Source organism: Streptomyces sp. NPDC056480 (assembly GCF_042795405.1).
Classification (GTDB): domain Bacteria; phylum Actinomycetota; class Actinomycetes; order Streptomycetales; family Streptomycetaceae; genus Streptomyces.
The window spans coordinates 33,146-57,472 of the sequence record NZ_JBHTSA010000002.1 but is presented as its reverse complement, the minus strand read 5'-3'; the positions used below and the strand labels follow the sequence as shown (position 1 = coordinate 57,472).

Here is a 24,327-nt window from a genome sequence, read left to right as displayed (position 1 = left end):
GACGGTCAGCACCGCCGACGGACACCTCAAGGTCGCCGGCGTGTCCGCCGCCCTCACGGAGGCGCTCGGCGAACCGGTGCGCCACCGTCCCCTCACTCCTGACGAATGGCGTGCGCGGGGATTCCCGGGCGCGGACGAGTCGGGGAACATGTTCCCGTACGACACGGACTGCGAGCAGCACTGCACGGAGGCCCGGGACATCGACGCCGTCCGGGGCCTCGACCCCGCCCTCCAGGACTTCGGCACATGGCTCGCGGCGCACCGGGACCGTCCGCGCACCACCGGGACGTGACCGGAGACGCCGTGACGGTGGCCGGACCGCTCGACGCTCGACGGGAGTTCGGCATGCACGATCCCAATCCCAGGCTCACCCACCAGGAACGGAAGATCCTCGAGGGCATAGAACAGGGCCTTCGCGGCGACGCGTCCCTCAACCGCAGGCTGCGTTCACTCGGTCACACCGCCGCGGGCACGGGCACCGCGGGAGGCACCTGGGGCGGGGTCCTGCGCCATCGCCTCGGCTGGTTCACCGCCGTCCTCGGCATGGCCTGCGTGGCCCTGTTCCTGCTCGCGGCCGCGTCCTCGTCGTCCGGCCCGCTGTGGCTCTTCGCCGCGGTGTGGGTGGTCACCGCGGTGTGCCTGATGCGGCTGCTGCTGGGGGCCGTGGCCCGGCGAAGGAGCGCGGCGGCGCGGCGGAGGGCGGACTGAGGTCTCGGCGCGGGCCGGCACGCGGCACCGGCGGGCCCCGAGGCCCACGCTCACGCGCGGAGCCCGCCGCATGAACCCCGGCATCAGGGGCAGGGGCCCTGTGTAGGGAAGCGGACCCGCGTGGAATGCGACGGAAGGAACCCGGTCATGCGCAAGAGCACCGTGCAGAAGGGCAAGGGGACCGTCGAGGAGGCCGTGGGGAAGGCGACCGGAGACGCGCGCCTGGAGGCGGACGGCAAGGCCGACCGGATGGCGGCCGAGGCCCGAGCGGCGATCGAGCGGGTGCACGAGAGCGCGAAGAAGGCACGCGACGACATGAAGCGACCCGGCTCCTGAGACGGCCCCGGGCTCCTGAGAAGGGCACCGGGCTCCTGACCGCCGGCCCCTGATCGTCGGCCGCCGACTCTCGGCCGCCGCCCGTCAGCCCCTGCCCGTCAGCCCTTGACCGTCGGCCCTTGACCGCCGGTCCCTGCCGCGGTGGTCGCCGAGCAGGAAAAGTGCCCCTTCGGCGACCACCACGTCGTACGCGATGGGGATGCCGGACGGATCGACGTCCTTCACGTACGGCTCCGTCAGCGGTACTCCGTTCACCGTCACGGGTCCACCGGCGCTCTGCCGGAGGTGGTCGCCGCCCGTGCCGATCACACGACGGCGCAGGGGCCGCCCACGGCGGCTCGTCCCCTCCAAGTCGGCGCCGCGACCGCGATCATCCGCCTGTCACATGATGACCTGTCAAACAAGGTGACAATGCAGGCCGGTTGCACCCCTGAGGTGCGTGGCGCCCTGTCGGAGGCACGTCGAGAAAACCCTTGGACGGCGCGTGTCCCCACACGGAAAACTGCCCATCCTGTCCACTTTGATCCGAAAGGCAGGATTGGATGGGAACACCCGAATCGCGCAAGAGTTCGCCGGGCAAGGGCTCGGTGCTCCTCGCGCTTCGCTTCTACACACGGGAGCTCACCCGGCTCAAGTGGTGGACCGTGCCCGCGATGCTGCTCCCGGCACTGGGCAACATCGGAATCTTCTACATCGTGCCGCTGATCGTCGCCAAGATCGTCGGCCGCATCGCGGGGGACTCCGGAGGTGGCGTCGCCGGTGGCATCGGCCCGATGCTGCCGTACGTCCTCGGCTTCGCCGGCGTGTTGCTCTTCGCCGAGGCGCTGTGGCGTGTCGGGCTGCACTGCCTGAACCGTCTGGACGCCCTCGGCATCGAGCACCTGTACGTGATCGGGATGGACGCGCTGTTCGCCAAGGACGCCGCCTTCTTCCACGATAACTTCGCCGGCTCGCTGACCAAGCGGGTCCTGAGCTTCGCCTCGCGGTTCGAGGAGTTCGTCGACACGCTCACCTTCTCGGTGATGGGCAAGTTCGTGCCCCTGGTGTTCGCGTCGGTGGTGCTGTGGACGTACGAACCCCTGCTCGTGGTCGGCCTTCTGACGATGATCGCGGTCACGACGCTGTGCGTACGGCCCCTGATCCGTCGACGGCAGGCACTCGTCGACCGACGCGAGGAGGCGATCGCCCGGGTGTCGGGGCACGTCGCCGACAGCCTGATGAACATGGACACGGTCCGGTCGTTCGCCGCCGAGGAACGTGAGGCAGCCGAACACCGCTCCCGGGTGGCCGAATCACGCCGCCTCACGCTGCGTTCGTGGGACTACGGCAACCTGCGCATCGACACCCTGATCGCACCGATGTCCGTGCTGACCAACGTCCTCGGCCTGGTGCTCGCGCTCTCCCTCGGCGCCGGGGAACACGGTGTCGAGGCCGTCGTCGTCGCCTTCACCTACTACTCGAACGCCACCCGGATCATGTTCGAGTTCAACCAGATCTACCGCCGCCTGGAAAGCTCGATGACCGAAGCCGCGCAGTTCACCGAACTGCTGCGGACCCCGCCGACCGTGCGGGACCCGGAGAAGCCGGAACCGCTGCTCTCCGACGGCGCCGATGTGCGCTTCGAGCGGGTGACCTTCGCCCACGCGGGTGCGAAGCCGCTCTTCGAGGGCCTCGAACTGGCCGTGCCCAGCGGGGCGAAGGTGGGCTTCGTCGGCCGGTCCGGCGGCGGCAAGACCACGCTCACCCGGTTGCTGCTGCGGATGACGGACATCGACGGCGGCCGGATCACGATCGGCGGACAGGACATCAGCAGGCTGCGGCAGACCGAACTGCGCAGCCTGATCGCCTATGTGCCGCAGGACCCGGCGATGTTCCACCGCACGCTGCGGGAGAACATCGCCTTCGCCCGGCCGGACGCCACCGACGCCGAGATCCGCCGCGCGGCCGAGGCGGCCCACGTCACGGAGTTCGTCGACACGCTGCCCGAGGGCTTCGACACGATGGTGGGAGAGCGCGGGGTGAAGCTGTCCGGCGGCCAGCGCCAGCGGGTCGCGCTCGCGCGGGCGATTCTGCGCGACGCACCGATCCTGCTGCTCGACGAGGCGACCAGCGCCCTGGACTCCGAGAGCGAGATCCTCGTCCAGGACGCGCTCTGGCGCCTCATGGACGGGCGGACCGCGCTCGTGGTGGCGCACCGGCTCAGCACGGTCGCCACCATGGACCGGCTCGTCGTCCTCGACAGCGGACGCATCGTCGAGCAGGGCACGCACCACGAACTGCTCGCCTCGGAGGGCGCCTACGCGAAGCTGTGGCAGCACCAGTCGGGCGGCTTCCTCGACGACACCGCCACCAGGGCGGAGCAGGTGTAAGGGCCCGGTGGGCGTGGCGGCACGCCCACCCTCCGTGACCGGGTGGCCGGGTGGCCGGGTGGCCGGGTGGCCGTCAGGGCCGCGAGGGCGGCGACTTCGACGCACCATCGACGCGCGTGGCGGGCCCCTGGGGATCGGGGGACGGTGGAGGGACCGGCGGCCGTACGCCGTCCCACACCCCCTGGGAGGGGCCATGACTCAGCCGCTCGTACCGCCCCAGGAGACCCCGCCCGCGGAAGGCTCCACGTCCTCGGCCCACCAGGAGCGCGCTGACGGCGGCATCTGGGAGCACCCGATGGTCTGGCTATCCCTCATCGCCTTGGGCGCGGTCATGGGAGCTCTCTTCTTCATCTTCCGGACCGTCGCCTTCTGACCGCTTCCGGAGCGCCCCTCACCGGGCCTGCGCACCGGCGGTGATCGGAGCGATCACGTACCGTTCCACCGCCTCCGCCGCGTCCGCGCCGCGCGGCAGCCGCGGCGGGCTGCCGACGCATGCCCGGTCTGCGAATCCGCCTTCGAGGTGGGGCATGCGCACGTCCACGACGGAGATCCCGCGATCGCGCTGTTCTCGTTCCACCACGCCCAGCCAGGCCGCGAGGGCCGTCTTCGCCGCCGTGTAGTCGGCCGTCGCGCGCATCGGCCTGTCGACGATCGCTCCGGTGACGACCACGACGACCCCCGGAGGCTCCAGTACCGGCAGGGCTCCCCTCACGACGGCCATGGGCGCGAGCGCGTTGACGGTCATGAGGTGCTCCGCGGCAGCCTCCGTGACCTCCTCGGCCCGGCCGAAGCCGGCGACCCCGACGGCGACGACAACGGTGTCCAGTCCCCCGAGGGCGCGCGCGGCCCACGGCGCCAGCGCGGCCCCGCCTTCGAGGTCGTAGGCGTCGAAGGAACGGTGCGGGCAGTTCCCCCACCGGCTCGACCGCTCCGCCAGCTCGCGCGCGTCGCGGCCGGCCACGGCGACGGAGCGGCCACGGCCGACCATCAGCTGCGTCGCCAGACCGCCGATCATGCCCGTCGCACCCACGACGAGTACCTTTTCCCCGGCCATGTTCGAGACCTCCCGAAGGCTCCGGTGTGCGGCCGCCCGGCACGGGCGCTGCCGCACGCACCGCCTGGCCTGCCGACCGGCTCGGCCGTCTGTACTTCTCCCGCGACGGCCCGTGGGGATGCGGTACCCCGCCAGCCGGTGCCCTCGGCGGGCGTGCCGCCGCGAAGCGTCCGCGAGGAACCGCATCCGCGGCGCACCCGTGCGACGAAGTCGGAACGGGTACCCCGAGGCCTCCCACGGGGACGGAGCGGATCGAGAGCGGCATGACCCCTACGCACTGGCTCTTCGGCGACCAGCTCGGGCCGGGATTCCTCACCTCGGCGGACGGCGAGGGCCCTGCGCGCGACGCCCCCGTGCTGATGATCGAGTCCCGTGCGGTCTTCCGTCGTCGGCGTTTCCACCGGGCGAAGGCCCATCTGGTTCTCTCCGCGATGCGGCACCGGGCCGCCGAACTCGGCGACCGTGTGACGTACGTACAGGCCGACACGTACCGGGAGGGTCTGCGGCGGGCGGTGGGCGGCGGGCCGGTGACGGTGCACCATCCGACCTCCCGGGCGGCGCTGGCTCTCGTACGCTCCCTGGACCACGTCACCGTGCTCCCTCCGCGCGGGTTCCTGCTCCGTCAGGACGACTTCCGCGGGTGGGCGGACGGGCAGCGGGGCCTTCGGATGGAGTCCTTCTACCGGCACGTCCGCCGTGACCACGATCTGCTGATGGACGGCGCGGAGCCCGCGGGCGGCACGTGGAACCTCGATCACGAGAACCGGGAGCCGCCGCCACCGGGACGGCGGACGCTCGGGGGCGCGGCTCCCTACCGGCCGCGGGAGGACTCCATCGACGAGGGGGTCCGCCGCGATCTCGACCGCTGGGAGCGCGAGGGAGACGTCTCCTTCGTCGGCCGCGACGGGCCCCGGCGGTTTCCCGCGAGCCGTCGGGAGGCCCGGACCGCTCTGCGCCGCTTCCTGCGCCACCGGCTGGCGGGTTTCGGCGCGTACGAGGACGCCATGCTCGCCGACGACGGCGCCATGAGCCACAGCCTTCTGTCCTCCTCCCTGAATCTGGGACTGCTCGACCCGCTCGAGTGCGTGGAGGGTGCGGAGGCCGCCTGGCGGGCGGGCGAGGCGCCGCTGAACTCCGTCGAGGGCTTCGTCCGGCAGATCGCCGGCTGGCGCGAGTACGTCTGGCAGCTCTACTGGTACTTCGGTGAGGACTACCGGACGTCCAACGCTCTCGGCCACACCGCCGCCCTGCCCGACTGGTGGAACGACCTCGACGCGGATGCCGTGTCGGCCCGGTGCCTGGCCACGGTGCTGCGCCAGGTCAGGGACACGGGATGGACCCATCACATCCCGCGGCTCATGGTGCTGGGGAGTTACGCGCTCCAGCACGGCTGGGATCCGGCCGCCGTGACGGACTGGTTCCACCGCTGCTTCGTCGACGGATACGACTGGGTGATGCTGCCGAACGTGGTGGGCATGTCGCAGTACGCGGACGGCGGCAGGATGACCACGAAGCCGTACACGTCGGGCGGTGCCTACATCGATCGCATGAGCGACCTGTGCCGACCGTGCCCGTACCGCCCCGACCGGCGGGTCGGGGCCGACGCCTGCCCGTTCACGGCGGGCTACTGGAACTTCCTGCACCGTCATCGCGGCACGCTCGTGCACAACGCCCGGGTCTCCCGCGCCGTGCACGGCCTCGACCGTCTCAGGGACCTGTCGGCCCTGCTGGAGCAGGAACGGGAACGGGGCGAGGGTCCGCCGTGAACCGGTCGCCGTGAGCCGGTCGCCGGTCCACCGGGTCAGCGCACGCGCCCCCGGGCCTTCAGATGGGCGGCCGGGACGTCCGGGGCCGGCAGGGGGTCGCCGTCGTAGCCCTTCACCTCGCCGAAGCGGGTGCCCGTCGTCCAGGCCTCGCGCGCCTCGCGGATCTCCTCGTCGGTGCGGCCCACGAAGTTCCACCACATGACGATCTCCTCCTCGAACGGTTCGCCGCCGAGGAGCATCAGGCCGGCGTCGGAGGCCGCCCGGAGGGGAAGCTCGGTGCGGCCGCAGCCGAGGTAGAGCATGGAGCCGGGCAGGACCGGCACGCCGTCGACGTGGACCTCGCCGGACATGGCGAGGACCGCGTACTCGAAGTCGGGGTCCAGGGGGAGGCGGGTCTCCGTGCCGGAGGTGAGCGCGAGGTCGGCGCCGACGATCGGGGTGTACGTCGTGCCGGGCGAGGCCGCGCCGTCGAGCTCGCCGAGGATCACCGTGGCCGTGAGGCCCGGGCTCGCGATCCGGGGCAGGTCGGCGTGGTGCTGGAAGTGCGGTTCCACATGACGGTGGGCGTCGGGGAGCGCCACCCAGAGCTGCGCGCCGTGGAGGTAGCGGGCGTGCGGGCGTGGGCTCTCCTCCGAGTGGGAGATGGCCCGGCCCGAGGTCATCAGGCCCAGCTCGCGCGGCCGGATGGTCTGGAGGCTGCCGGTGGAGTCGCGGTGCAGGACCTCGCCGTCGTGGAGCCAGCTGACGGTCTGGAGTCCCATGTGCGGGTGCGGCGGGACTTGCATGCCCGGTTCGTCGGCGATGTCGTCGGGACCGTAGTGGTCGACGAACGCCCAGGCCCCGACCATCCGCCGACCCAGGTTCGGGAGCAGCCGGCGGACCTCGGTCGACTCGCCGAGCTGGACGTGGCGGGGGCTGAGGAGTTCCCGTACCGGCTCGGCGACGACGAATCCGCGGCCGCCGCACACGGTCAGCGCGGCCTGACGATCAAGATTGCTCATGCTCAACCTGTTCCTGTCCGGAGACGGCAGTCCTTGTGGAATGTTCAACCATCTCGGTGTGTTGACGTGGTCGACCACCCCACAGGGTGGCAGATCCGGGCCTCGGGAAAGGGCGAGCAAGTGAGCGACACGTACTACGAGTTCGGAACGGCCGGCGAGCGCTGGGACCGCGCCCGGTTCTTCTTCGACGCGAAGGAGTACGGAACAGCCGTCCGCATCCTCAACGGGCTGGTCGCCGAGCACCCGGAGCAGACGGCCCAGCGGCTCCTCCTGGCCCGCGCCTACTACCACTCCGCCCAGCTCTCCCGGGCCGAGACCGAACTGCGGGCGATCCTGGAGCGCGACCCGGTCGAGCACTACGCCCGGCTGATGCTCGGCCGCACCCTGGAGCGCCTGGGGCGCACCGACGAGGCCGCGCCGCACCTGCGGATGGCCGCCGCGATGGCGGGCGAGACACCGCCGGCCTGACGCGCCCCCGATACCCCCGTCCGGTATATTCGGCGGCCAGGAGGTCCTGGCCGTGCATCCACACCGAGCGGAACGCCGCAGACGAGCAGAAGGTGCCCTGGCGCACCTTCTGCTCGTCGTCGTGCTCGCGCTCGGGGTGTTCCTGATGCACGCCGTCGGTCACCCCGAGGGGTCGGCCGGCGGCACGGGGACCGGTTCGGCATCCGCCCACCACTCCGTCGCCCCTCACGGTGACGAGGGCCCCGGCACCGACGCGGGGCACGAGCCGGGCTCGGGGATGGACATGACCACCCTGTGTGTGGCCGTCCTCGCCGGCTGGCTGTTCGCGGGGCTCGTCCGGGCCGCGCTCGGCCGCCGCCCCGACTGGCTCACCCTGCTGCTCGCGCGGCTGACGCCCGCGCTGGGGCCGCACGCGCCCCCGCCCCTGCCTCCCGACCTCGCCCAGCTGTCCGTCCTGCGGATCTAGGCCGTACGCCACCGCGGGCGCCTCGCGCTGCCCGTGAACGCCTTCGGCCTTCCCCTTTCCGTCTGCACGACCAGCACAACGAGGTGTCACCCATGCGTTCCTTCACCCGCCGCACCACCAGGAAGTTCGCCCTCGTCGGCGCCGCCACCGCGACCGGGCTGCTGCTCACCGCCTGCGGCACGGACGACGGCAAGAGCGGAATGGACCACGGCGGCACGTCCGCCACGGCGTCCGCCTCCGCCTCCGCGTCCGGTTCCGCGTCCGGCTCTCCGTCGGCCGCTCCGTCCGCTTCCGGTTCTGGTTCCGGTTCCGGTTCCTCCGACACGGCCGCCGCACCCGGCGCCTTCAACGACGCGGACGTCATGTTCGCGCAGATGATGATCCCCCACCACGAGCAGGCCCTGGAGATGGCGAAGCTCGCCGAGGGCCGGGCCGCGGACCCCGAGGTCAAGAGGCTGGTCACCGCGATCGAGCGGGCCCAGGACCCCGAGATCCAGAAGATGAAGGCCTGGCTCAAGGGCTGGGGCAGGCCCGAGTCCGCCGGCCACGGCGGCGGGGGCGGTCACGGCATGGCCGGGATGCTGTCCGAGCAGGACATGAAGGACCTCGCCGCCGTCAAGGGCAAGGCCTTCGACCGCAGGTTCGCCGAGCTGATGATCGCCCATCACAACGGCGCCGTCGACATGGCGGAGGACGAGCGGAAGAACGGCGAGAACCCCACCGCCAAGGCGCTCGCCGACGACGTCGTACGGACCCAGTCCGACGAGGTCGCCGCTCTGAAGAAGATCCTCGACCGGCTCTGATCCGGTCCGGCTCCCCCTTCCCGTACACACGGCACGGCACACGGACACCTCCGCGTGCCACAGGCGGCCCGTCCCCCACCGGGGCGGGCCGCCCCGCCGCCGTACCCCTGCTCCTCTACTCCCTGCTCCCCTGCTCCCCTGCTCCCAGGCGAAAGAACGATGACGAAGCATTTCCCCCGCTCGCCGGCCGCCGGCGCCGCCGCACTCACCCTGGCCCTCGCCCTCACCGCGTGCTCGACCTCCGGCAAGCCGTCCGGTGAGGCGTCCGGCGCCAGGCCCCCCGGCGGCGGCTCCGCCGCGGCCCTCAGCCACATCCACGGCCTCGGGCTGCGCGGCGACAGCCTCTACGTCGCCACCCACCAGGGCATCTACACACCCGACTCCGACGGCTCCCCCCTCCCCGTCGGCGACCGCCGCGACGACTTCATGGGCTTCACCGTCACGGCCGACGGCGACTTCCTCGCGAGCGGGCACCCGGCCCCGGGCACCGACGGCCCCGCCGACCTCGGCCTCGTCGCCTCGACGGACTCCGGGCGCACCTGGCGGGAGAAGTCGCTCGCCGGGCAGGTCGACTTCCACGCGCTCGACACCGCGCGCGATGCCACCGTCTACGGGTACGACAGCGCGAACGGGCTCCTCCGGGTCAGCGCCGACGGCATCACCTGGGACGACCGCGCGGCGCTGCGCGCCCTGGACATCGCCGTCTCCCCCGCCGACCCGGGGACGGTCCTCGCCTCCACCGAGTCCGGGGTGGCCCGCAGCACGGACGGCGGCAGGACGTTCGCGCCCGGTGCGGGCCGGGTCCTCGCGTACCTCTCGTGGGGCGCCCCCGACGCCCTGTTCGGCGTCGATCCCGACGGCGTCCTCTTCCGCGGTACGGGCGGGGGCACCGGCTGGACCCGCGTCTCGGCCGTGCCGGGCGGGGCCCCGCAGGCGCTCACCGTCGTGGACGCCCGCCGGCTGTTCGTCGCGACCGGGGACGGGGTGTACGAGTCCCGGGACGCGGGCCGGACCTTCGAGCGCCGGATGGCGGTGAAGGCCGCGGGCGGCGACCACTGACCGGCACCGGGGCCCTGCCGTCCCACCCTGCTCCGGACCACGGCCCGGGTCGGGCGGGGCGGGGCGGAGCGCCCGCAGCCCGGGCCGGGTCCGGTCGGAGCGCCCGCAGCCCGGGCCGGGACCGGTCGGGTCCGGACGGCCTCGGCCCGGGCCGGGGTCGGTCGCGCCCGCGCTCGCCCGCTCAGCGCGGCCGGGGCCGGTCGCGCCCCCGCTCCCCCGCTCAGCGCTCCACGACCACCTCACCGCCCACCACGACCGTCTCCGCCACCGTGCCCGGGATCTCCTCCGGGGCGACGCGCAGGATGTCGCGGGACAGGACGACGAAGTCGGCGAGCTTGCCGACCGTCAGCGAACCCCGTTCGTGCTCCAGGAAGTTGGCGTACGCCGAGCCCATCGTGTAGCCCTCGACCGCGGTCTCGACATCGATCGTCTCCCCCGCCGTCCAGGCCTCCCCGCCACCGGGCGGGCGGCGGGTCACGGCGGCGTGGACGCCGACCATGGGGTCCATCTCGGCGACGTTCCAGTCGCTGGAGAGGGCGAGGACGGCGCCCGCCTCGCTCAGGCTGCGCAGCGGCCAGGCCTTGTGCCAGCGGTCGGGGCCTACGTTCTCGGCCCAGTCCTGGCCCGGTCCCGCGATGTCCGGGGCGGCGTGCCGGGGCTGCATGCAGGCGACGACGCCGAGCTCGGCGAAGCGCGGGGTGTCGGCCGGGTCGAGGCACTCGACGTGGACGATCTGGTGGCGGGCGTCACGCGGCCCGTTGGCCGCACGGGCCCGCTCGACGGAGTCGAGCACGGTCCTGATGCCCCGGTCGCCGGTGGCGTGGACGAAGCACTGGAAGCCGCGCGCGTCGAGCCGGGTGAGCAGCTCGGCGAACTCCTCGGGCGGGTAGAAGGTGTCGCCGCGGTGATGGGCGCAGCCCGCGTACGGTTCCAGGAGGGCGGCCGTACGGGGTTCCACGACGTCGTCGATGTACAGCTTGAGCGGTCCGACGCGCAGCCGGTCGTCCGCGAACTCCTCGGCGACGGCCTGGAATTCGTCCAGGTCGGTGTCGGTCGTGCCGCGCGGGTGGAAGAGCGCGGCGACGATCCGGGAGCGCAGGCGTCCCTCGGCGCGGGCGCGCTGGAAGAGGGCGAGATCGTCGAGGGAGTTCTGGGGTTCGACGACGGTGGTGATGCCGAAGCCGATGGCGTCGTCGAGGCTCTTGGCGAGCCGGCCGTACTGCCGGTCGGGCGCGGCCCAGGGGACGCCGAGCTCGCGCAGGGCGCGGTGGCCGTCGCGGGAGAGTCCCTTGACGGCGAAGTCCTTGACGAATCCAGTGGGTTCGCCGGTGTCCGGGTCGGTGACGGCCCGGCCGAAGGGGAGGTCGGTGTGGTCGCGGTCGACGCCGAGCCGGTGGAGGGCGGCGGTGTTGAGCCAGGCGGTGTGGACGTCGTAGCTGAGGACGAGGGCGGGGGTGTCGCCGGTGGCCGGGTCGAGGTCGGCGGCGGTGGGCATGCGCCCGTCGGGGATCGCGGAGTAGTCGAAGGCCTCGGCCTCGATCCAGTCGGCGTCGGGGTGGGCGGTGTGCCAGGCGCGGATGCGGTCGTGGATCGCGTCGAGGGTGCGGGCCCCGGCGAGCTGGACGCAGGCGTCGTCGGAGCCGAGGCGGACGTGGTTGTGGGCGTCGACGAAGCCGGGCAGGACGAGCCGTCCGCCGGCGTCGAGAACCCGTGTGCCGGGCCCGGCCCAGGCGTGCGCCTCCGCGTCGGGGCCGATCCAGACGATCCGGCCGTCACGGACGGCGAGGGCCTCGGCCTCGGGGTGCGCGGGGTCGACGGTGTGGATCCGCGCCCCGGTGAGGAGGAGGTCGGCGGAAGCGGAGGAGGGGGTGGTGGTGCCGTTCATGCGGGGTGACTCCGTGACGTACGTACGAGGGGTGTTCATGCGGTTCGGGGGGGGAGCCCGGGGCGCTCGGGGTGTACCGGGGACCGCTCCGGGGGCGGGGACTCAGGGGCGTACCGGCGCCGGTCCCGGTCCGACCGTCCGGCGCGCCAGGAGCACGTACACGAGCGCCGAGACTCCCGCGCCGAGCAGCGTGAGGTCCGCGCCGCCGAGCGGGGCGACGAGGGGGCCGGTCCACAGCTCGGAGTCGCAGGTCAGGGCCGAGAAGAGCAGGCCCGCGAGGAGTGCGGTCAGGCCGGGCGGGTGCCAGCCGGAGCGGTACCAGTAGGCGCCGCCGGTGCTCGCGTGCAGTCCGGCGGAGTCGTAGCTGCAGCGGCGGAGCACCATGTCGGCGAGAAAGACGCCGCCCCAGGGGGCGAAGACGATGATCAGGAGGGAGAGGAAGGAGAGGAGCGAGGTGGTGAAGTCGGTGAGGAAGAGGGCACCGAGGGAGCCGGCGGCGGTCACGGCGGCGCTGATGACGATGGCGCGGGCCCGGCTCCAGGGGATGCCGAGGACCTGGAGGTTCAGGCTCGACGAGTAGAGCGTGATGATCGAGTTGGTGACGGACCCGCCGAGGACCAGGGCGAGGAAGAGCGGCTGGAACCAGCCGGGGAGCAGGCTCTCGGTGCCGGCGACGGCGTCCGTCATGTCGGCCTGGGTCGCGGCGGCCACCCCGACGACCCCCAGGGCGACGGAGGAGACGAAGCCTCCGAGGGCTCCGCTCCAGGTCACGGCCTTGAGGGTGGTGGTGCGGGGCAGGTAGCGGGTGTAGTCGGCGGGCATGGGGAGGTACGAGAAGGGGCCGGCGAGCATCACGACGAAGGCGAGGCTCCACCCGGCGGCGCCCGGTGCGGCGGAGGGCGCGGAGGTGTCGGCGCCCGGCAGGACGAGGACGAGCAGGGCGGCGAAGCCGACGGCGAGGACGTAGGCCATCCAGCGTTCGGCGAACTGGACGGTGGCGTGGCCCCAGAGGGCGACGGCGAAGGTCAGCGTGAGGGTGACACCGAGGGCGAGGGCCCGGGTGGCGGAGCCGCCGCTCCAGCCGAGGTCGGCGAAGAAGGCTTCCAGGGCGAGGGTGCCCACCACGGTGTTCACGATGGTGTAGCCGATGCTGACGATCCAGTTGAGCAGACCGGCAGGCCAGTTGCCGCGCAGGCCGAAGGCGGCGCGGGAGATGACGAGGGTGGCGGTGCCGGTGCGGACGCCGCTGAGGCCGGCCGCGCCGATGGCGAGGAAGGAGAGGCCGCCGATCACGACGACCGCGGTGGCCTGCCAGAAGGAGAGCCCGAAGGCGACGGCGAGTGCGCCGTTGATGACGTAGGTGAAGGTGAGGTTCGAGCCGAACCAGAGCCAGAAGACGTCCTTGGCGCTGCCGTGCCGTTCGGCGTCGGGGATGGGGTCGATCCCGTGTTCCTCGACCTGGAACACCTCGTCCCGGGCCGTGGTCGCCGTGGCCCCCGTGGTCCCGGGCGCCGTCTCGTGTCCGAGCACTCCGCACCTCCTGATCCTGAGCGTCTTCGCGGACGCTGCCGTGAACGCTGCCCTGAACGCCGTCTTGAATGACGTTCTAAGTTCTTGAATGGCATTCAAGATGTGCGATGAGTTCCGGCCACGTCAAGACCTGCGGGGTTGCGATTAAGGTCGAACCAGCAGAGGCACCGGTGGATCGACGGAACGGGGACAGCGGCGGTGGCAGGGGCGGCACGAAGGCGGGACGGGCACGTCACCCAGGAACGGATGCTGGAGGAGGCCATGACGGCGATCGCCGAGGACGGCCTCTCCTCGCTCACGATGTCGGCGCTCGCGGAGCGGCTCGGCACGAGCGGCGGCCACATCCTGTACTACTTCGGCAGCAAGGACCTGCTGCTGCTCGCCGCCCTCCGGTGGAGCGAGGCCGCGCTGGCCGAGGAGCGCCGCGCGCTGCTGTCCCGGCGGATGACGGCCGAGCGCAAGCTCGACGGATTCCTGCGGCTCTACCTGCCGCGCGGGCCGCGCGATCCGCGCTGGACCCTGTGGATCGAACTGTGGGCCCGTACCCCCGGCAACAGCGCGCTCGGCGAGGCCCAGGAGGAGCTGGACCGGGGGTGGCACGAGGACCTGGAGGCGCTCCTGGCGGCGGGCGTCGCACGGCGGCGCTTCGCCCCGCTCGACGCCGGGGCGCGCGCCTCCGAACTCCTGGCCCTGCTCGACGGGTTGAGCACCCGGGTCGTCCTGGGTCAGGAGTCCGGACGGGATCCGCGGCCCGCCCTCGAGGCGGCCCGGTCGGCGGCACGGGCGCTGATCGCCCCGTACGCCTCCGGTGCCGACGACGTCCCGGGCGGTTCCCGGAACGAGCCGCGCCGCACCGACGACATCCGGAACGGCGCAGCGTCGTGACGGACCGTCAGCCCCGGTAGGCCTCGAGGAGGCGCAGCCACGCCTCGCTCAGCGTCGGGTAGGACGGTACGGCGTGCCACAGGCGGGCGATCGGGACCTCTCCGACGACCGCGACCGTCGCCGAGTGGACGAGTTCGCCGATGCCCGGCCCGACGAAGGTGGCTCCGAGGATCACCTCGCGGTCGAGGTCGACGACCATCCGGGCGTGCCCCCGGTAGCCCTGGGCGTAGAGCCCCGCCCCGGCGACGTTGCTCATGTCGAGGTCCACGGCCCGGACCCGGTGGCCGGCCCGCTCCGCCTCGGCGAGCGAGAGCCCGACGGCGGCCGCCTCGGGGTCGCTGAACACCACCTGCGGTACGGCGGCGTGGTCGGCGGTGGCCGCGTGCGCGCCCCAGCTCGACTCGTCCAGGGCTTCCGTGCCCCTCGCGCGGGCCGCGATCGCGGCGCCGGCGATCCGGGCCTGGTACTTGCCCTGGTGGGTCAGGAGCGCACGGTGGTTGACGTCCCCGACCGCGTACAGCCAGTCGGTGCCGGTGACCTTGAGGCTGTCGTCGACGTCGAGCCAGGAGCCCGGCTTCAGGCCGACGTTCTCCAGGCCGATGTCCTCGGTGCGCGGGGCCCGGCCGGTCGCGAACAGCACCTGGTCGCCCTCGACGTGGTCACCGCCCTCCAGGACCACCGTGACCGGTCCCGTACCGCCGTCGCGGACGACCGCGGTGACCGAGACGCCGGTACGGATGTCCGCGCCGCGCGCGGTGAGGGCCTCGGCCACGTGCTCGCCGACGAAGGGCTCCATCCGGGGCAGCAGTCCCCCGCCCCGTACGAGCATCGTCACCTTCGCGCCGAAGGCGTGCCAGGCGGTCGCCATCTCGACGCCCACGACTCCGCCGCCGACCACGATCAGCCGCCCCGGCACCCGGTCGGAGCTCGTCGCCTCGCGGCTGGTCCAGGGGCGCGCCCCGGACAGGCCGGGCAGGTCGGGGAGGACGGCGCGGCTGCCGGTGCAGACGGCGACCGCGTGGCGGGCGGTGAGGACATGACGCTCGCCCTCGGGGCCCGCGACCTCGACCCGGCGCGGCCCGAGGAGACGGCCGTGGCCCCGGAAGATCCGGACGCCGATCGAGTCGAGCCAGTCCACCTGGCCGTCGTCCGTCCAGTCGCCGACGACCTCGTCCCGGTGGGCGAAGACCTCCAGGGCGTCCAGCGGTCCCTGGACGGACGCGCGCAGCCCTGCCACCTTCCGGGCGTCGGAGCGGGCGATCACGGGCCGGAGCAGGGCCTTGCTGGGCATGCAGGCCCAGTACGAGCACTCGCCGCCGATCAGTTCGCTCTCGACGATCGCGGCGCTGAGGCCTGCGGCCCGTACTCGGTCGACGACGTTCTCGCCCACGGGGCCGGCCCCCAGGACCACCACGTCGTACTCGTGCTCGTGCTCGCTGTCCACCGTTCGTGTCATGGGTGACAGTCTGGCTCAGCGGCGCGGAATAGCGCGGCTCGATACGCCGTTGTGCCGGGCGAGTCCCCAGGGGACCGTGAGGACACCGCCAGGAGATCCCCGAAAGGTAGGAACAATGAGCACCGTAGAGCTCACCAAGGACAACTTCGACGAGGTCGTGAGTGGGAACGACTTCGTCCTGATCGACTTCTGGGCTTCCTGGTGCGGTCCCTGCCGTCAGTTCGCCCCGGTCTACGACGCGGCCTCCGAGCGCCACGAGGACCTGGTCTTCGCCAAGGTGGACACCGAGGCGCAGCCGGAGCTGGCCGCGGCGTTCGAGATCCGCTCGATCCCGACGCTGATGATCGTCCGTGACAACGTGGCGATCTTCGCGCAGCCCGGCGCCCTGCCGGAGGCGGCGCTCGAGGACGTCATCGGCCAGGCGCGGAAGCTGGACATGGACGAGGTCCGGAAGTCCGTCGAGGACGCCAAGCAGAAGTGATCCACCCCGAGGGGGGTACGGGAGCCGCTCCCGTACCCCCCTCGTGTGCTGTCCGGGTGCTCAGCGCTCCAGGACCAGGGCGAGGCCCTGGCCGACGCCGATGCAGAGGGCGGCGAGGCCGGTGCCCGAACCGGCCGCCGCCAGCTGGTGGGCGACGGATCCGGCGAGGCGGGCGCCCGAGGCGCCCAGCGGGTGGCCGATGGCGACGGCTCCGCCGCGGGGGTTCACGATCTCGGGGTCGAGTTCCGGCCATTCCGCGAGGCAGCCGAGCGACTGGGCCGCGAAGGCCTCGTTCAGCTCGAAGGTCCGCAGGTCGGCGAAGGAACGCCCCGACTTCTCCAGGGCCCGCCGGACCGCCTCGACCGGGCCGAGACCGAAGAGCTGGGGCTCGATGCCGGTGACCGCGGAGGTACGGATCCGGGCGAGCGGCTCCCGGCCGGTCTCGCGCAGCCCGTCCTCGTCGACGAGCAGCAGGGCGGCGGCGCCGTCGTTCAACGGGGAGGAGTTGCCCGCCGTGACCGTGCCCCCCTCGGGACGGAAGGAGGGCTTCAGCTTGGCCAGGGCCTCCATGGACGTGGAGTCGCGGATGCACTCGTCGCGGGCGAGCTCCACCCCCGGGTAGGGGACGACCTCGTCCTCGTACAGGCCCTTCGCCCAGGCCTCGGCCGCCTTGCGGTGGCTGGCGAGCGCGAAGGCGTCCTGCTGCTCCCGGGTGATGCCGTGCCTGTCGGCGATCAGCTCCGCGCCCTCGCCGAGCGGGACCGTCCACTCGGCGGGCATGCGCGGGTTCGTCATGCGCCAGCCGAGGGTCGTGGAGTACAGCTGCTGGTGGCCCGCCGGGAAGGCCCGCTCGGGCTTCTGCAGGACCCAGGGGGCGCGGGACATCGACTCGACACCGCCGGCGATCGCCACGGAGGCGTCGCCGAGGGCGATGGCGCGGGCCGCCTGGATGACGGCCTCCAGACCGGAGCCGCAGAGGCGGTTGACGGTGACGCCGGGCACGGAGACGGGCAGCCCGGCGAGCAGCACGGCCATCCGCGCGACGTCGCGGTTGTCCTCGCCGGCGCCGTTCGCGTCGCCGAAGTAGACGTCGTCGACGCGCGCGGGGTCGAGCGCGGGAGTGCGGTCCACGAGGGCCCGGACGACGTGCCCGGCGAGGTCGTCGGGACGTACCGAGGCGAGGGCGCCCCCGAACTTCCCGATCGGGGTGCGGACGGCGTCGACGATGTAGACGTCGCGGATGCTCATCGGTTCTCTCCCACGTGACCTTCGGAACGACTCTGTTCGCCTGGTGACAGGGCTTTCGCCCCGCACACTCACGTCTTGGCGCGCGCGCAGAGTCTCTGCCCGTCGGACCGCCCTGTCAACGGGCCCCTTCGGGACGGGCCGCCCCGGGTCGGAACGGGACGCCGCAGGTCAGTCGCGTCCCGCCGGGCGGGCGAGGGCCGTGAGGCCGTAGTCGAGCTCCCGCCCGTCGACGAGGAGCGCCTCCACGGTGCGCGTCTCGGGGTCGATGTCGGCCCTGATGCCATGCCCCTCGTAGATCGGATAACCCGACTCGCCGTGCCGCCCGGTGGCCTCCACGACGGCGGTGCGCACGGCGCTGTCCGTCACGGCGGCGCCGCCCCGGTCCTCGACGTGCGCGGGCACCAGCAGGATCTCGAAACGCTGCGGAACTGTGCTCATGGATCGACGCTAAGCGCTCGGCCGCCCGCTCGCCGGGCGGCCGGTCAGCTGGACTCGCGCCGGACGACCCGTGAGGCGAGCAGCGCGCGGGTGCGGGGCGGTACCTCCGGTTCCCGGACGGCCCGGTCGACCAGCTCCGCGAGTTCGCGCCCGAGCACCATGTCGATCCGCACGGTGCTGAGCCGGGGCCGCAGGAGCCGGCCGAGCAGCAGATCGTCCGCGCCGACGACGGCGACCTCCTCCGGCACGGCCAGACCGGCGTCCTGGAGCGCCCGCATCAGGAGCATCGCGTACTCGTCGTTGTAGGCGAAGACCGCGTCGAGGCCGAGCTCCCGCCAGCGCGCCGCGAGCTCGTTCGCCGACTCCTCGTCGTACCGCAGCGGCACGGGTACGACGGTGGCGTCGGTGCCGTGGACCGCGCGCCGCGCGCCGTCGAGGCGGGGCCCCGAGAACATGGCGAGGCCCGGCTCCTCGGGGATGACGACGCCGATCCGGCGGCGGCCGCTCTCCACGAGGTGGGCGGTGGCCACCTCGCCCACCCGGCCCTGGTCCATGACGAGGGCGTGGGTGCCCTCGACGCCCTGGGTGCCGAGGGTGATCACGGCCCGCGCCCCGGACCTCTTGAGGATCTCGACGCCCTGCCCGGTCAGCTGGACCTCGCCGAGCGAGACCACGGCCACCGGCCGGAGCTCGGCCCAGGCGCGGGCGGCCTCCTCGGCCTCCAGGCCGACGCTGCCGTACTGGACCACCGTGTAGTCGAGGCGCCGCAGGGCCCACTGGAACTCGTTGAAGAACTGGCTGTACAGCGGTCCGACCGGCACGTGGGAGGTCGGCAGCAGCACCATCCGGCTGTGGCCGGCCCGCAGGCTGCGGGCGGCCGCGTGCGGCACGTACCCCAGCTCCTCGGCCGCGTCGCGCACCCGGCGGCGGGTGGGCTCGCTGATGCGGACGGCCGAGGTGTTGTTCAGGACGTACGAGACGGTGGCCCGGGAGACGCCCGCGAGACGGGCGACATCGGCGCTGGTCGGGACCGCGCGCCCAGAGGGGCGTTCGGGGGTGTGTTCGGTTGGCTGACTCATCGCTTCGGCATCTTTCCAGAACAATCCGGCCCAGGGTCTGGCGGATGGCCGGAAACGGGTGCTACACAATGCTCACACGCGTCACTGACACGTGTAACTAACTCGTTCGATCCGCTTCTCGCCCCTCGTCGGGCGATCTCCCCAGGAGGGCACCGTGGCCCTTTCCTCCCCCGGCTCCACCACTTCGGGCACCGGCGATCCGGGTCCCGGCTCCGCCGCGGCCGGCCGGCCGACCCGCGGGCTGCTGCCCCTGCTCCTCGCCGGGAACACCGCGATGTACGCCCTGTACATCGGCGTCCCCGGGCTGCTCCTCGCGCTCCAGATCGAGGAGATCGACCCGGCCGACAAGGTGGCCAACTTCGGCCTCGTCTCCGGCATATCCGCGATCTTCGCCACCGTCTTCAACCCGGTGGCGGGCGCCCTCTCGGACCGCTCGGGCCGCCGCAACCCGTGGATCCTCGCCGGCGGTCTGCTCGCGCTGCCCGTGATGCTGCTCCTCGGCAGCGTCCACACGATCCTGCTGGTGACCATCGCCTGGTGTCTCGGCCAGGCCGTCATGAACATCTACCAGGCGGCCCTGACCTCCGTGGTGCCCGACCGGGTCCCCGTGGCCTCCCGGGGCAAGGCCTCGGCGGCCGTCGGCCTGGGCCTCCCCGTCGGCTCGACGATCGGCGCCCTGGTCGGCGCCGCCTTCTCCGAGGACTACCGCACCGGCTATCTCGTCTTCGGTGCGATCGTCGCGGCCACCGCCGTGCTCTTCACGGCCTGCGCCCGGGAGCAGCGCATGCCCGCGAAGGCCCCGCTGCCGGTGAAGGAGCAGCTCGCGGCCTTCGGCAGCGCCCTCAAAAACCACGACTTCCGCTGGGCCTTCATCGGCCGCGCCCTGCTGGTCCTGGGCTACTTCGCGGTGGCCGGGTTCCAGCTGTACATCCTCAAGGACCACACCGAGCTGCCAGCCGGGCTGAGCCCCGAGGAGGCGGTGGCGATCCTGATGCCGCTCAACGCGGTCGCCATGGTCGTCTCCACCGTGCTGGGCGGCTGGCTGTCGGACCGCTTCGACCGGCGCAAGCTCTTCGTGGGCGCCTCCGCGGCGCTGGCCGCCGTCGCCCTGCTCATCCCGGCCTTCTCGACGAGCTGGACCGCGATGCTGGTCTTCTCCGCGGTCAACGGCCTCGGTTTCGGCTGCTACATGGCCGTCGACACCGCCCTGGTGACCATGGTGCTGCCGAAGGCCGAGGACGCCGCCCGTGACATGGGGGTCCTCAACGTCGCCAACGCGGGGCCGCAGATCGTCGCCCCCTTCGTGGCCTCGCTCGTGGTCTCGCTCAGTGGCGGGTACACGGCGCTGTTCTTGATCGCCGCCGTACTGTCGGTACTCGGCGCGCTCGCCGTGCGCCCCATCCGCAGCGTGCGCTGACCCCGGTCGGCGCCCGTCCGGCACCGTCAGAAAGGCCGCACCGTGCTTCTGCACACGACCACTTGGGGTTCGGGCGACCGGATCGCCCTGCTCGTCCACGGCCTCATGGCCGACCACCGCACCTGGCGGCGGGTCGGCCCGGCGCTCGCGGAGCGCGGCTACCGGGTGATCGCGGTGGACCTGCGGGGGCACGGGGCGAGCGGGCGGGCCGCGGGCCCGGAGGCGTACCGCCCGGCGGACCACGCCGACGACCTCGTCGAAACGCTGCCCAGCGGGGCGGAGCTGGCGATCGGCCACTCGCTCGGGGGGCTGGCGCTCGCCCGGGCGGTGGAGCGGCTGGCGCCGGCCCGGGCGGTGTACTCCGACCCCGCCTGGCACCTGGCGGCCGGTCCCTGCGGCTACCGGGCCGAGATGTTCGTCCGGGGCGGGTCGATGACCCGGGAGCAGATCAAGGGGTTCAACCCGCACTGGCCGGACGAGGACGTCGAGGTGGAGATGGCGTCGGTACGGGACTGGGACGAGGGAACGGCGCACGGCCTCACGGCTTTCGTGGGCGCCGACATGTGGCCGGTCCGGCCCGTGGTGCCCTCCCTCGTCACCCTCGCCGATCCGAGCACGCTGGTGCGGCCGGAGCACGCCCGGATGCTGACGGACCGCGGATTCGAGCTCCGTACGGTGAAGGGGGCGGGGCACACGATCCACCGGGACGAGTTCGACGGGTTCATGTCCGCGCTGGACGACTGGATCTGACGTACCGTTCAGCCATGGACGACGCGTCGATGGACTCCTCGATGGTGGGACTGCTCGGCCGGGTGACCGGCACCGTCGGGCCCGGTCTCGTCGGTGAGGTGATCGTCCGGATCCGGGGCGGTGCCGAGCACTTCCTCGCCCATCCGGCCTCCCCGAAGGAGCGGATCGACGTCGGAACGGTGGTGATGGTCATGGAACATCTCCCTCCACGCACCGTCTATGTCACAGCCGCGTACGACAGTTGACGCAACCGTTGAGTGGCGCCGGTCACAGGCGCACACTCCCTTCACCGGATCCGCACCGGCTCCGGTGAAGGGGGACCATGTCCATGGGCATCGGCATTCTCGCGGGCGCCGTCGTCGGCGCCTTCGCCGTTCTCGTCATCGTCTTCAAGATGATGTGGCGCGTCGCGGAACCCAACGAGGCGCTGATCATCTCCGGTTCGAACCACAAGAACGAGGGCCTCGGCGCGGGTATGGGGTTCCGCATCGTCACCGGGCGCGGCACACTCGTGCTGCCCGGTGTGCAGGCGGTGCGCAAGCTCTCGCTCGACCTCAACGAGACCCAGCTGTCCGTCGAGTGCGTCACCCACCAGGGCATTCCGCTGAAGGTCCGGGGTGTGGTGATCTTCAAGGTCGGTGACGACTTCGTGTCGATCGCCAACGCCGCACGCCGCTTCCTCGACCAGCAGAAGCTGATGAGCGAGCGGGTGCACATCGTCTTCGCCGGTCATCTCCGCGCCATCGTCGGCGGGTTGACCGTGGAGGACATGATCCGTGACCGGGAGAAGCTGACCGGACAGGCGCGTTCGGCCTGTGGCACGGAGATGGAGAAGCTCGGTCTGATCGTCGACTCGCTGCAGATCCACGAGATCGAGGACCCGACCGGGTACATCAAGAACCTGGCCGCTCCGCACGCGGCCGCCGTCCAGCGGGACGCGCGGATCGCGCAGGCCGAGGCCAACCGGCGGGCGACCGAGGCCGAGCAGCAGGCGGCGGCGCGCATGTCGGAGGCGACCCGCGACAGCGAGATCCTCCAGGCGGGCTACCAGGCCGAGCGGGACCAGGCGTCCGCGAAGGCCCGGCAGGCCGGTCCGCTGGCGGACGCGGCCTCGCGCCAGGAGGTCGTCGTGCAGGAGACCCGGGTCGCGGAGCTCGAGGGACACCGCAAGGAGCAGCAGCTCCAGGCGGAGGTCCGCAAGCCGGCCGACGCGATGGCGTACGAGACCCGGACGCTGGCCGCGGCCGAGCGCGACGCCCGGATCTCGGCGGCCGAGGCCGACGCGAAGGAGACCGAGCTGGCGAGCGCGGCCAAGGCGACGGCGACCCGGCTCACCGGTGAGGCGGAGGCGGCGGCGCAGCACGCCAAGGGGCTCGCGATCGCGGAGGCGACCCGGGCGAAGGGTCTGGCGGAGGCCGAGTCGATCAAGGCCCGTGCGGCGGCGCTCGCCGAGAACCAGGAGGCCGTGGTCGCACAGCAGCTGGCCGAGAAATGGCCGGAGATCGTCTCCGCGGGCGCCTCGGCGTTCGGGAACGTGGACCAGATGGTGCTGCTCAACGGCGCCGACGGGATGGCGGACGTGTTCGCCAAGGCGCTGACCATGGGCGGAACCGGTCTGGGGCTGGCCCGGCAGCTGCTCTCCACGATGAACCCGGCCGCCCAGGAGCGGCTGGGCACGGGTGTGCCTCCGGCGCCCCGGGCGCCGGAGGAGAGCGTCGAGATCAGGGTCGGCGACGGGGAGTAGCCGACATCGGGCAGGAGGGATGCGGGCCGGGGCCCGGGGCCATGACGGCGCCGGGCCCCGGCCTCGTACCCCCGTCGGCTCCCCGCCTCGCTCCGTACTCGCTGTGGGGGCTCAACTCGTGCGGGGCCGCACTCGGTTGTGTCCAGACCGAGTCGTGGCCACCCTCAGTTGTGGCCGAACTTCCGTTCCTTGCGGTGCGACGCGTGCTCCACCAGGGGCATCGACGTCTCGCTCTTGGGAGCCGCCGAGGTCTGTTCCTTCGTGGTCGCCTCGGTGCGGTGCTCATGGCCGCCGGTACGGGCTCCCCGGTTGGTCCGGGTCTGTTTCTTGCCCACGATCGTGCCTCCCGTGACGGGTTTCGGACGGTGGTCCGTATCCCCTCAGCCTCGCACGGGGGTGCGGGCCCCGCATGTCAGGCGGTGGCCGCTCCCACGACCCGGGCGAAGGCGGCCAGGGTCGGCGTGCCGGGGGCGCGGTCCAGTACGGCGAAGACGATCTCCTCGAAGTGGCCGGCGAAGCGGCCGTCCCCGGTGAGCAGTGCCGCGAAGGCTCCGGCGACCTGTTCCGGGTCGTTCTGGAAGACGCCGCAGCCCCAGGCGCCGAGCACGAGCCGGCGGTAGCCGGCGGCGGCGGCCGTCTCCAGGACCCGCTCGGCGCGGGAGGCGAGGGCACCCGGCAGGCGGTCGACGAGGGCGGGGGTGCGGCGGCGGACGACGCCGGCGTTGGGCGCGGGCGAGGTGAGGAAGCCGACGGTGAAGGGCGCGGCGAGCAGGGCGCCGCGGTCGTCGCGGAAGACCGGTACGCGGGGCGAGTGGATGACCCGGTCGGTGTAGAGGACGTCGCGGTCCTCCCGGTGGTGGGCGTAGTAGGCGGGGGCGCGGAGCAGGGTGGCGTGGAGGGCGGAGGAGCGGCAGAGCGCCTCCTCCTGGGCCTGGGCGCCGTTGAGGTAGCCGCCGCCGGGGTTGCGGGCGGAGGCGAAGTTCAGGACGGCCACGGGGCGGGCCGCGTCGGCGGCGGTCATCCGCCGGGCGGCGGCCAGGCTGCTCTCGCCGGTGACGTCGAGGGTGGGCGTCCGGTCGGTGTCGGGGGTGACCGTGACGGGCTCGGGGCCGTGGAGTCGCGTTCCGGCCAGGGCGGCGGCGAGGTCCTCGGCGACGGAGACGGTGCGGCCGTCCGGGGCCTGGTAGTGGCCCGCGGCAACGATCTCCTCGGTCTGCCGCGCGATCGCGCGCAGTCGTGCACTCATGGCCTCAGGATGATCGTTTCGTCCCGCTCGGGACAACGGATTTTCCCGGGTTCCCGCCGGGTCCCGAGAGGACCTGTCCCCGGTGGTTTCCGGCCCGGCGGGGGCGCAGGGGGCGCGTTCGGCGGGTTCGGGGCGCTC

At 72.8% G+C, this 24,327-nt stretch carries 27 protein-coding genes; 16 read left to right on the top strand and 11 right to left on the bottom strand.

All coding sequences use genetic code 11. The annotated features are described in order from the left end of the window. The first annotated feature begins 40 nt into the window (after positions 1-40). From ACFQ79_RS01780 to ACFQ79_RS01770, 3 genes are all read left to right on the top strand, one after another. A complete protein-coding gene (locus ACFQ79_RS01780; RefSeq protein WP_383578839.1) occupies positions 41-292 on the top strand; it encodes a hypothetical protein in 252 nt (83 codons plus the stop codon). After that, positions 289-708 carry a hypothetical protein gene (locus ACFQ79_RS01775; protein WP_383578838.1) on the top strand — a complete coding sequence of 140 codons (420 nt, stop codon included), beginning with the start codon at positions 289-291 and terminating at the stop codon, positions 706-708. Before ACFQ79_RS01780 ends, ACFQ79_RS01775 begins: the two co-directional genes overlap by 4 nt. A 147-nt stretch (positions 709-855) precedes the next feature. Beyond that, on the top strand, positions 856-1,044 hold the full coding sequence (locus tag ACFQ79_RS01770; protein WP_383578837.1) for a CsbD family protein: 189 nt from the start codon (positions 856-858) through the stop codon (positions 1,042-1,044). Between the two features lie 84 nt (positions 1,045-1,128). Here ACFQ79_RS01770 and ACFQ79_RS01765 read toward each other — a convergent pair whose 3' ends face one another. Further along, complete coding sequence (locus tag ACFQ79_RS01765; RefSeq protein ID WP_383578836.1) at positions 1,129-1,395, bottom strand: S26 family signal peptidase; 267 nt, start codon at positions 1,393-1,395, stop codon at positions 1,129-1,131. Positions 1,396-1,586: 191 nt separating this feature from the next. Here ACFQ79_RS01765 and ACFQ79_RS01760 point away from each other — a divergent pair, with 191 nt between their 5' ends. Beyond that, the gene (locus ACFQ79_RS01760) at positions 1,587-3,413 is read left to right on the top strand and encodes an ABC transporter ATP-binding protein (protein ID WP_383578835.1); all 1,827 of its coding nucleotides are present in this window, start codon (positions 1,587-1,589) and stop codon (positions 3,411-3,413) included. A 193-nt stretch (positions 3,414-3,606) separates the two neighbouring features. Beyond that, positions 3,607-3,786, top strand: coding sequence for a DUF6480 family protein (locus ACFQ79_RS01755; RefSeq protein ID WP_383578834.1), 180 nt, complete (start codon positions 3,607-3,609; stop codon positions 3,784-3,786). An 18-nt stretch (positions 3,787-3,804) separates the two neighbouring features. Here the strand turns inward: ACFQ79_RS01755 and ACFQ79_RS01750 are convergent, their stop codons facing one another. Then, positions 3,805-4,467 carry an SDR family NAD(P)-dependent oxidoreductase gene (locus ACFQ79_RS01750; RefSeq protein WP_383578833.1) on the bottom strand — a complete coding sequence of 221 codons (663 nt, stop codon included), beginning with the start codon at positions 4,465-4,467 and terminating at the stop codon, positions 3,805-3,807. A gap of 263 nt (positions 4,468-4,730) precedes the next feature. Between ACFQ79_RS01750 and ACFQ79_RS01745 the strand changes: the two genes are divergently transcribed. After that, a complete protein-coding gene (locus tag ACFQ79_RS01745; protein ID WP_383578832.1) occupies positions 4,731-6,233 on the top strand; it encodes a cryptochrome/photolyase family protein in 1,503 nt (500 codons plus the stop codon). Positions 6,234-6,268: 35 nt separating this feature from the next. Here ACFQ79_RS01745 and ACFQ79_RS01740 read toward each other — a convergent pair whose 3' ends face one another. Then, positions 6,269-7,234: a pirin family protein gene (locus ACFQ79_RS01740; protein WP_383578831.1), complete on the bottom strand. Its 966-nt coding sequence runs from the start codon at positions 7,232-7,234 to the stop codon at positions 6,269-6,271. Positions 7,235-7,354: 120 nt separating this feature from the next. On the opposite strand from ACFQ79_RS01740, the gene ACFQ79_RS01735 reads away from it, so the two are divergent. From ACFQ79_RS01735 to ACFQ79_RS01720, 4 genes are all read left to right on the top strand, one after another. After that, on the top strand, positions 7,355-7,702 hold the full coding sequence (locus ACFQ79_RS01735; protein ID WP_383578830.1) for a tetratricopeptide repeat protein: 348 nt from the start codon (positions 7,355-7,357) through the stop codon (positions 7,700-7,702). A 52-nt stretch (positions 7,703-7,754) separates the two neighbouring features. Further along, a complete protein-coding gene (locus ACFQ79_RS01730; protein ID WP_383578829.1) occupies positions 7,755-8,168 on the top strand; it encodes a DUF6153 family protein in 414 nt (137 codons plus the stop codon). A 92-nt stretch (positions 8,169-8,260) separates the two neighbouring features. Then, positions 8,261-8,971, top strand: coding sequence for a DUF305 domain-containing protein (locus tag ACFQ79_RS01725; protein WP_383578828.1), 711 nt, complete (start codon positions 8,261-8,263; stop codon positions 8,969-8,971). A 159-nt stretch (positions 8,972-9,130) separates the two neighbouring features. Further along, on the top strand, positions 9,131-10,030 hold the full coding sequence (locus ACFQ79_RS01720; protein ID WP_383578827.1) for a F510_1955 family glycosylhydrolase: 900 nt from the start codon (positions 9,131-9,133) through the stop codon (positions 10,028-10,030). A 220-nt stretch (positions 10,031-10,250) separates the two neighbouring features. Here ACFQ79_RS01720 and ACFQ79_RS01715 read toward each other — a convergent pair whose 3' ends face one another. Beyond that, positions 10,251-11,915, bottom strand: a complete 1,665-nt coding sequence (locus ACFQ79_RS01715; RefSeq protein ID WP_383578826.1) for an amidohydrolase — start codon at positions 11,913-11,915, stop codon at positions 10,251-10,253. A gap of 102 nt (positions 11,916-12,017) precedes the next feature. Next, a complete protein-coding gene (locus ACFQ79_RS01710) occupies positions 12,018-13,445 on the bottom strand; it encodes a purine-cytosine permease family protein (RefSeq protein WP_383578825.1) in 1,428 nt (475 codons plus the stop codon). A 198-nt stretch (positions 13,446-13,643) separates the two neighbouring features. Between ACFQ79_RS01710 and ACFQ79_RS01705 the strand changes: the two genes are divergently transcribed. Further along, entirely contained in the window at positions 13,644-14,330 is a 687-nt protein-coding gene (locus tag ACFQ79_RS01705; RefSeq protein ID WP_383578824.1) for a TetR/AcrR family transcriptional regulator, read from the top strand. 7 nt (positions 14,331-14,337) lie between these two features. Here ACFQ79_RS01705 and ACFQ79_RS01700 read toward each other — a convergent pair whose 3' ends face one another. Then, positions 14,338-15,786: a dihydrolipoyl dehydrogenase family protein gene (locus ACFQ79_RS01700; RefSeq protein ID WP_383578823.1), complete on the bottom strand. Its 1,449-nt coding sequence runs from the start codon at positions 15,784-15,786 to the stop codon at positions 14,338-14,340. A 115-nt stretch (positions 15,787-15,901) separates the two neighbouring features. Between ACFQ79_RS01700 and trxA the strand changes: the two genes are divergently transcribed. Then, on the top strand, positions 15,902-16,267 hold the full coding sequence (trxA, locus tag ACFQ79_RS01695; protein ID WP_355965405.1) for a thioredoxin: 366 nt from the start codon (positions 15,902-15,904) through the stop codon (positions 16,265-16,267). 60 nt (positions 16,268-16,327) lie between these two features. Here trxA and ACFQ79_RS01690 read toward each other — a convergent pair whose 3' ends face one another. From ACFQ79_RS01690 to ACFQ79_RS01680, 3 genes are all read right to left on the bottom strand, one after another. Further along, complete coding sequence (locus tag ACFQ79_RS01690; RefSeq protein WP_383578822.1) at positions 16,328-17,515, bottom strand: thiolase family protein; 1,188 nt, start codon at positions 17,513-17,515, stop codon at positions 16,328-16,330. A gap of 168 nt (positions 17,516-17,683) precedes the next feature. Then, complete coding sequence (locus tag ACFQ79_RS01685) at positions 17,684-17,953, bottom strand: hypothetical protein (RefSeq protein WP_187621251.1); 270 nt, start codon at positions 17,951-17,953, stop codon at positions 17,684-17,686. Positions 17,954-17,997: 44 nt separating this feature from the next. Then, the gene (locus ACFQ79_RS01680; protein ID WP_383578821.1) at positions 17,998-19,032 is read right to left on the bottom strand and encodes a LacI family DNA-binding transcriptional regulator; all 1,035 of its coding nucleotides are present in this window, start codon (positions 19,030-19,032) and stop codon (positions 17,998-18,000) included. 154 nt (positions 19,033-19,186) lie between these two features. Here ACFQ79_RS01680 and ACFQ79_RS01675 point away from each other — a divergent pair, with 154 nt between their 5' ends. The 4 genes from ACFQ79_RS01675 to ACFQ79_RS01660 all read left to right on the top strand — a co-directional run bounded on the left by ACFQ79_RS01675 (position 19,187) and on the right by ACFQ79_RS01660 (position 22,943). Further along, complete coding sequence (locus ACFQ79_RS01675) at positions 19,187-20,449, top strand: MFS transporter (protein WP_383578820.1); 1,263 nt, start codon at positions 19,187-19,189, stop codon at positions 20,447-20,449. A 42-nt stretch (positions 20,450-20,491) separates the two neighbouring features. After that, a complete protein-coding gene (locus ACFQ79_RS01670; protein WP_383578819.1) occupies positions 20,492-21,199 on the top strand; it encodes an alpha/beta fold hydrolase in 708 nt (235 codons plus the stop codon). A 14-nt stretch (positions 21,200-21,213) separates the two neighbouring features. Continuing rightward, a complete protein-coding gene (locus ACFQ79_RS01665; protein WP_030313172.1) occupies positions 21,214-21,444 on the top strand; it encodes a hypothetical protein in 231 nt (76 codons plus the stop codon). Between the two features lie 83 nt (positions 21,445-21,527). After that, on the top strand, positions 21,528-22,943 hold the full coding sequence (locus ACFQ79_RS01660; RefSeq protein WP_383578817.1) for an SPFH domain-containing protein: 1,416 nt from the start codon (positions 21,528-21,530) through the stop codon (positions 22,941-22,943). Positions 22,944-23,107: 164 nt separating this feature from the next. Here the strand turns inward: ACFQ79_RS01660 and ACFQ79_RS01655 are convergent, their stop codons facing one another. Together ACFQ79_RS01655 and ACFQ79_RS01650 are read right to left on the bottom strand one after the other, a co-directional pair. Then, positions 23,108-23,278 (bottom strand): hypothetical protein, encoded by a 171-nt coding sequence (locus ACFQ79_RS01655; protein ID WP_167346832.1) that lies wholly within the window; start codon positions 23,276-23,278, stop codon positions 23,108-23,110. Positions 23,279-23,355: 77 nt separating this feature from the next. Next, complete coding sequence (locus tag ACFQ79_RS01650) at positions 23,356-24,189, bottom strand: TIGR02452 family protein (RefSeq protein WP_383578815.1); 834 nt, start codon at positions 24,187-24,189, stop codon at positions 23,356-23,358. Positions 24,190-24,327 lie beyond the last annotated feature (138 nt).

Excerpts from the sequence above, each read along its gene's own strand:
- ACFQ79_RS01725 (WP_383578828.1), top strand. The coding sequence starts at position 8,261 with ATGCGTTCCTTCACCCGCCGCACCACCAGGAAGTTCGCCCTCGTCGGC.
- ACFQ79_RS01750 (WP_383578833.1), bottom strand. The coding sequence starts at position 4,467 with ATGGCCGGGGAAAAGGTACTCGTCGTGGGTGCGACGGGCATGATCGGC.
- ACFQ79_RS01700 (WP_383578823.1), bottom strand. The coding sequence starts at position 15,786 with ATGACACGAACGGTGGACAGCGAGCACGAGCACGAGTACGACGTGGTG.
- ACFQ79_RS01755 (WP_383578834.1), top strand. The coding sequence starts at position 3,607 with ATGACTCAGCCGCTCGTACCGCCCCAGGAGACCCCGCCCGCGGAAGGC.
- ACFQ79_RS01665 (WP_030313172.1), top strand. The coding sequence starts at position 21,214 with ATGGACGACGCGTCGATGGACTCCTCGATGGTGGGACTGCTCGGCCGG.
- ACFQ79_RS01715 (WP_383578826.1), bottom strand. The coding sequence starts at position 11,915 with ATGAACGGCACCACCACCCCCTCCTCCGCTTCCGCCGACCTCCTCCTC.
- ACFQ79_RS01760 (WP_383578835.1), top strand. The coding sequence starts at position 1,587 with ATGGGAACACCCGAATCGCGCAAGAGTTCGCCGGGCAAGGGCTCGGTG.
- ACFQ79_RS01690 (WP_383578822.1), bottom strand. The coding sequence starts at position 17,515 with ATGAGCATCCGCGACGTCTACATCGTCGACGCCGTCCGCACCCCGATC.
- ACFQ79_RS01720 (WP_383578827.1), top strand. The coding sequence starts at position 9,131 with ATGACGAAGCATTTCCCCCGCTCGCCGGCCGCCGGCGCCGCCGCACTC.
- ACFQ79_RS01660 (WP_383578817.1), top strand. The coding sequence starts at position 21,528 with ATGGGCATCGGCATTCTCGCGGGCGCCGTCGTCGGCGCCTTCGCCGTT.
- trxA (WP_355965405.1), top strand. The coding sequence starts at position 15,902 with ATGAGCACCGTAGAGCTCACCAAGGACAACTTCGACGAGGTCGTGAGT.
- ACFQ79_RS01745 (WP_383578832.1), top strand. The coding sequence starts at position 4,731 with ATGACCCCTACGCACTGGCTCTTCGGCGACCAGCTCGGGCCGGGATTC.
- ACFQ79_RS01770 (WP_383578837.1), top strand. The coding sequence starts at position 856 with ATGCGCAAGAGCACCGTGCAGAAGGGCAAGGGGACCGTCGAGGAGGCC.
- ACFQ79_RS01685 (WP_187621251.1), bottom strand. The coding sequence starts at position 17,953 with ATGAGCACAGTTCCGCAGCGTTTCGAGATCCTGCTGGTGCCCGCGCAC.
- ACFQ79_RS01740 (WP_383578831.1), bottom strand. The coding sequence starts at position 7,234 with ATGAGCAATCTTGATCGTCAGGCCGCGCTGACCGTGTGCGGCGGCCGC.
- ACFQ79_RS01650 (WP_383578815.1), bottom strand. The coding sequence starts at position 24,189 with ATGAGTGCACGACTGCGCGCGATCGCGCGGCAGACCGAGGAGATCGTT.
- ACFQ79_RS01680 (WP_383578821.1), bottom strand. The coding sequence starts at position 19,032 with ATGAGTCAGCCAACCGAACACACCCCCGAACGCCCCTCTGGGCGCGCG.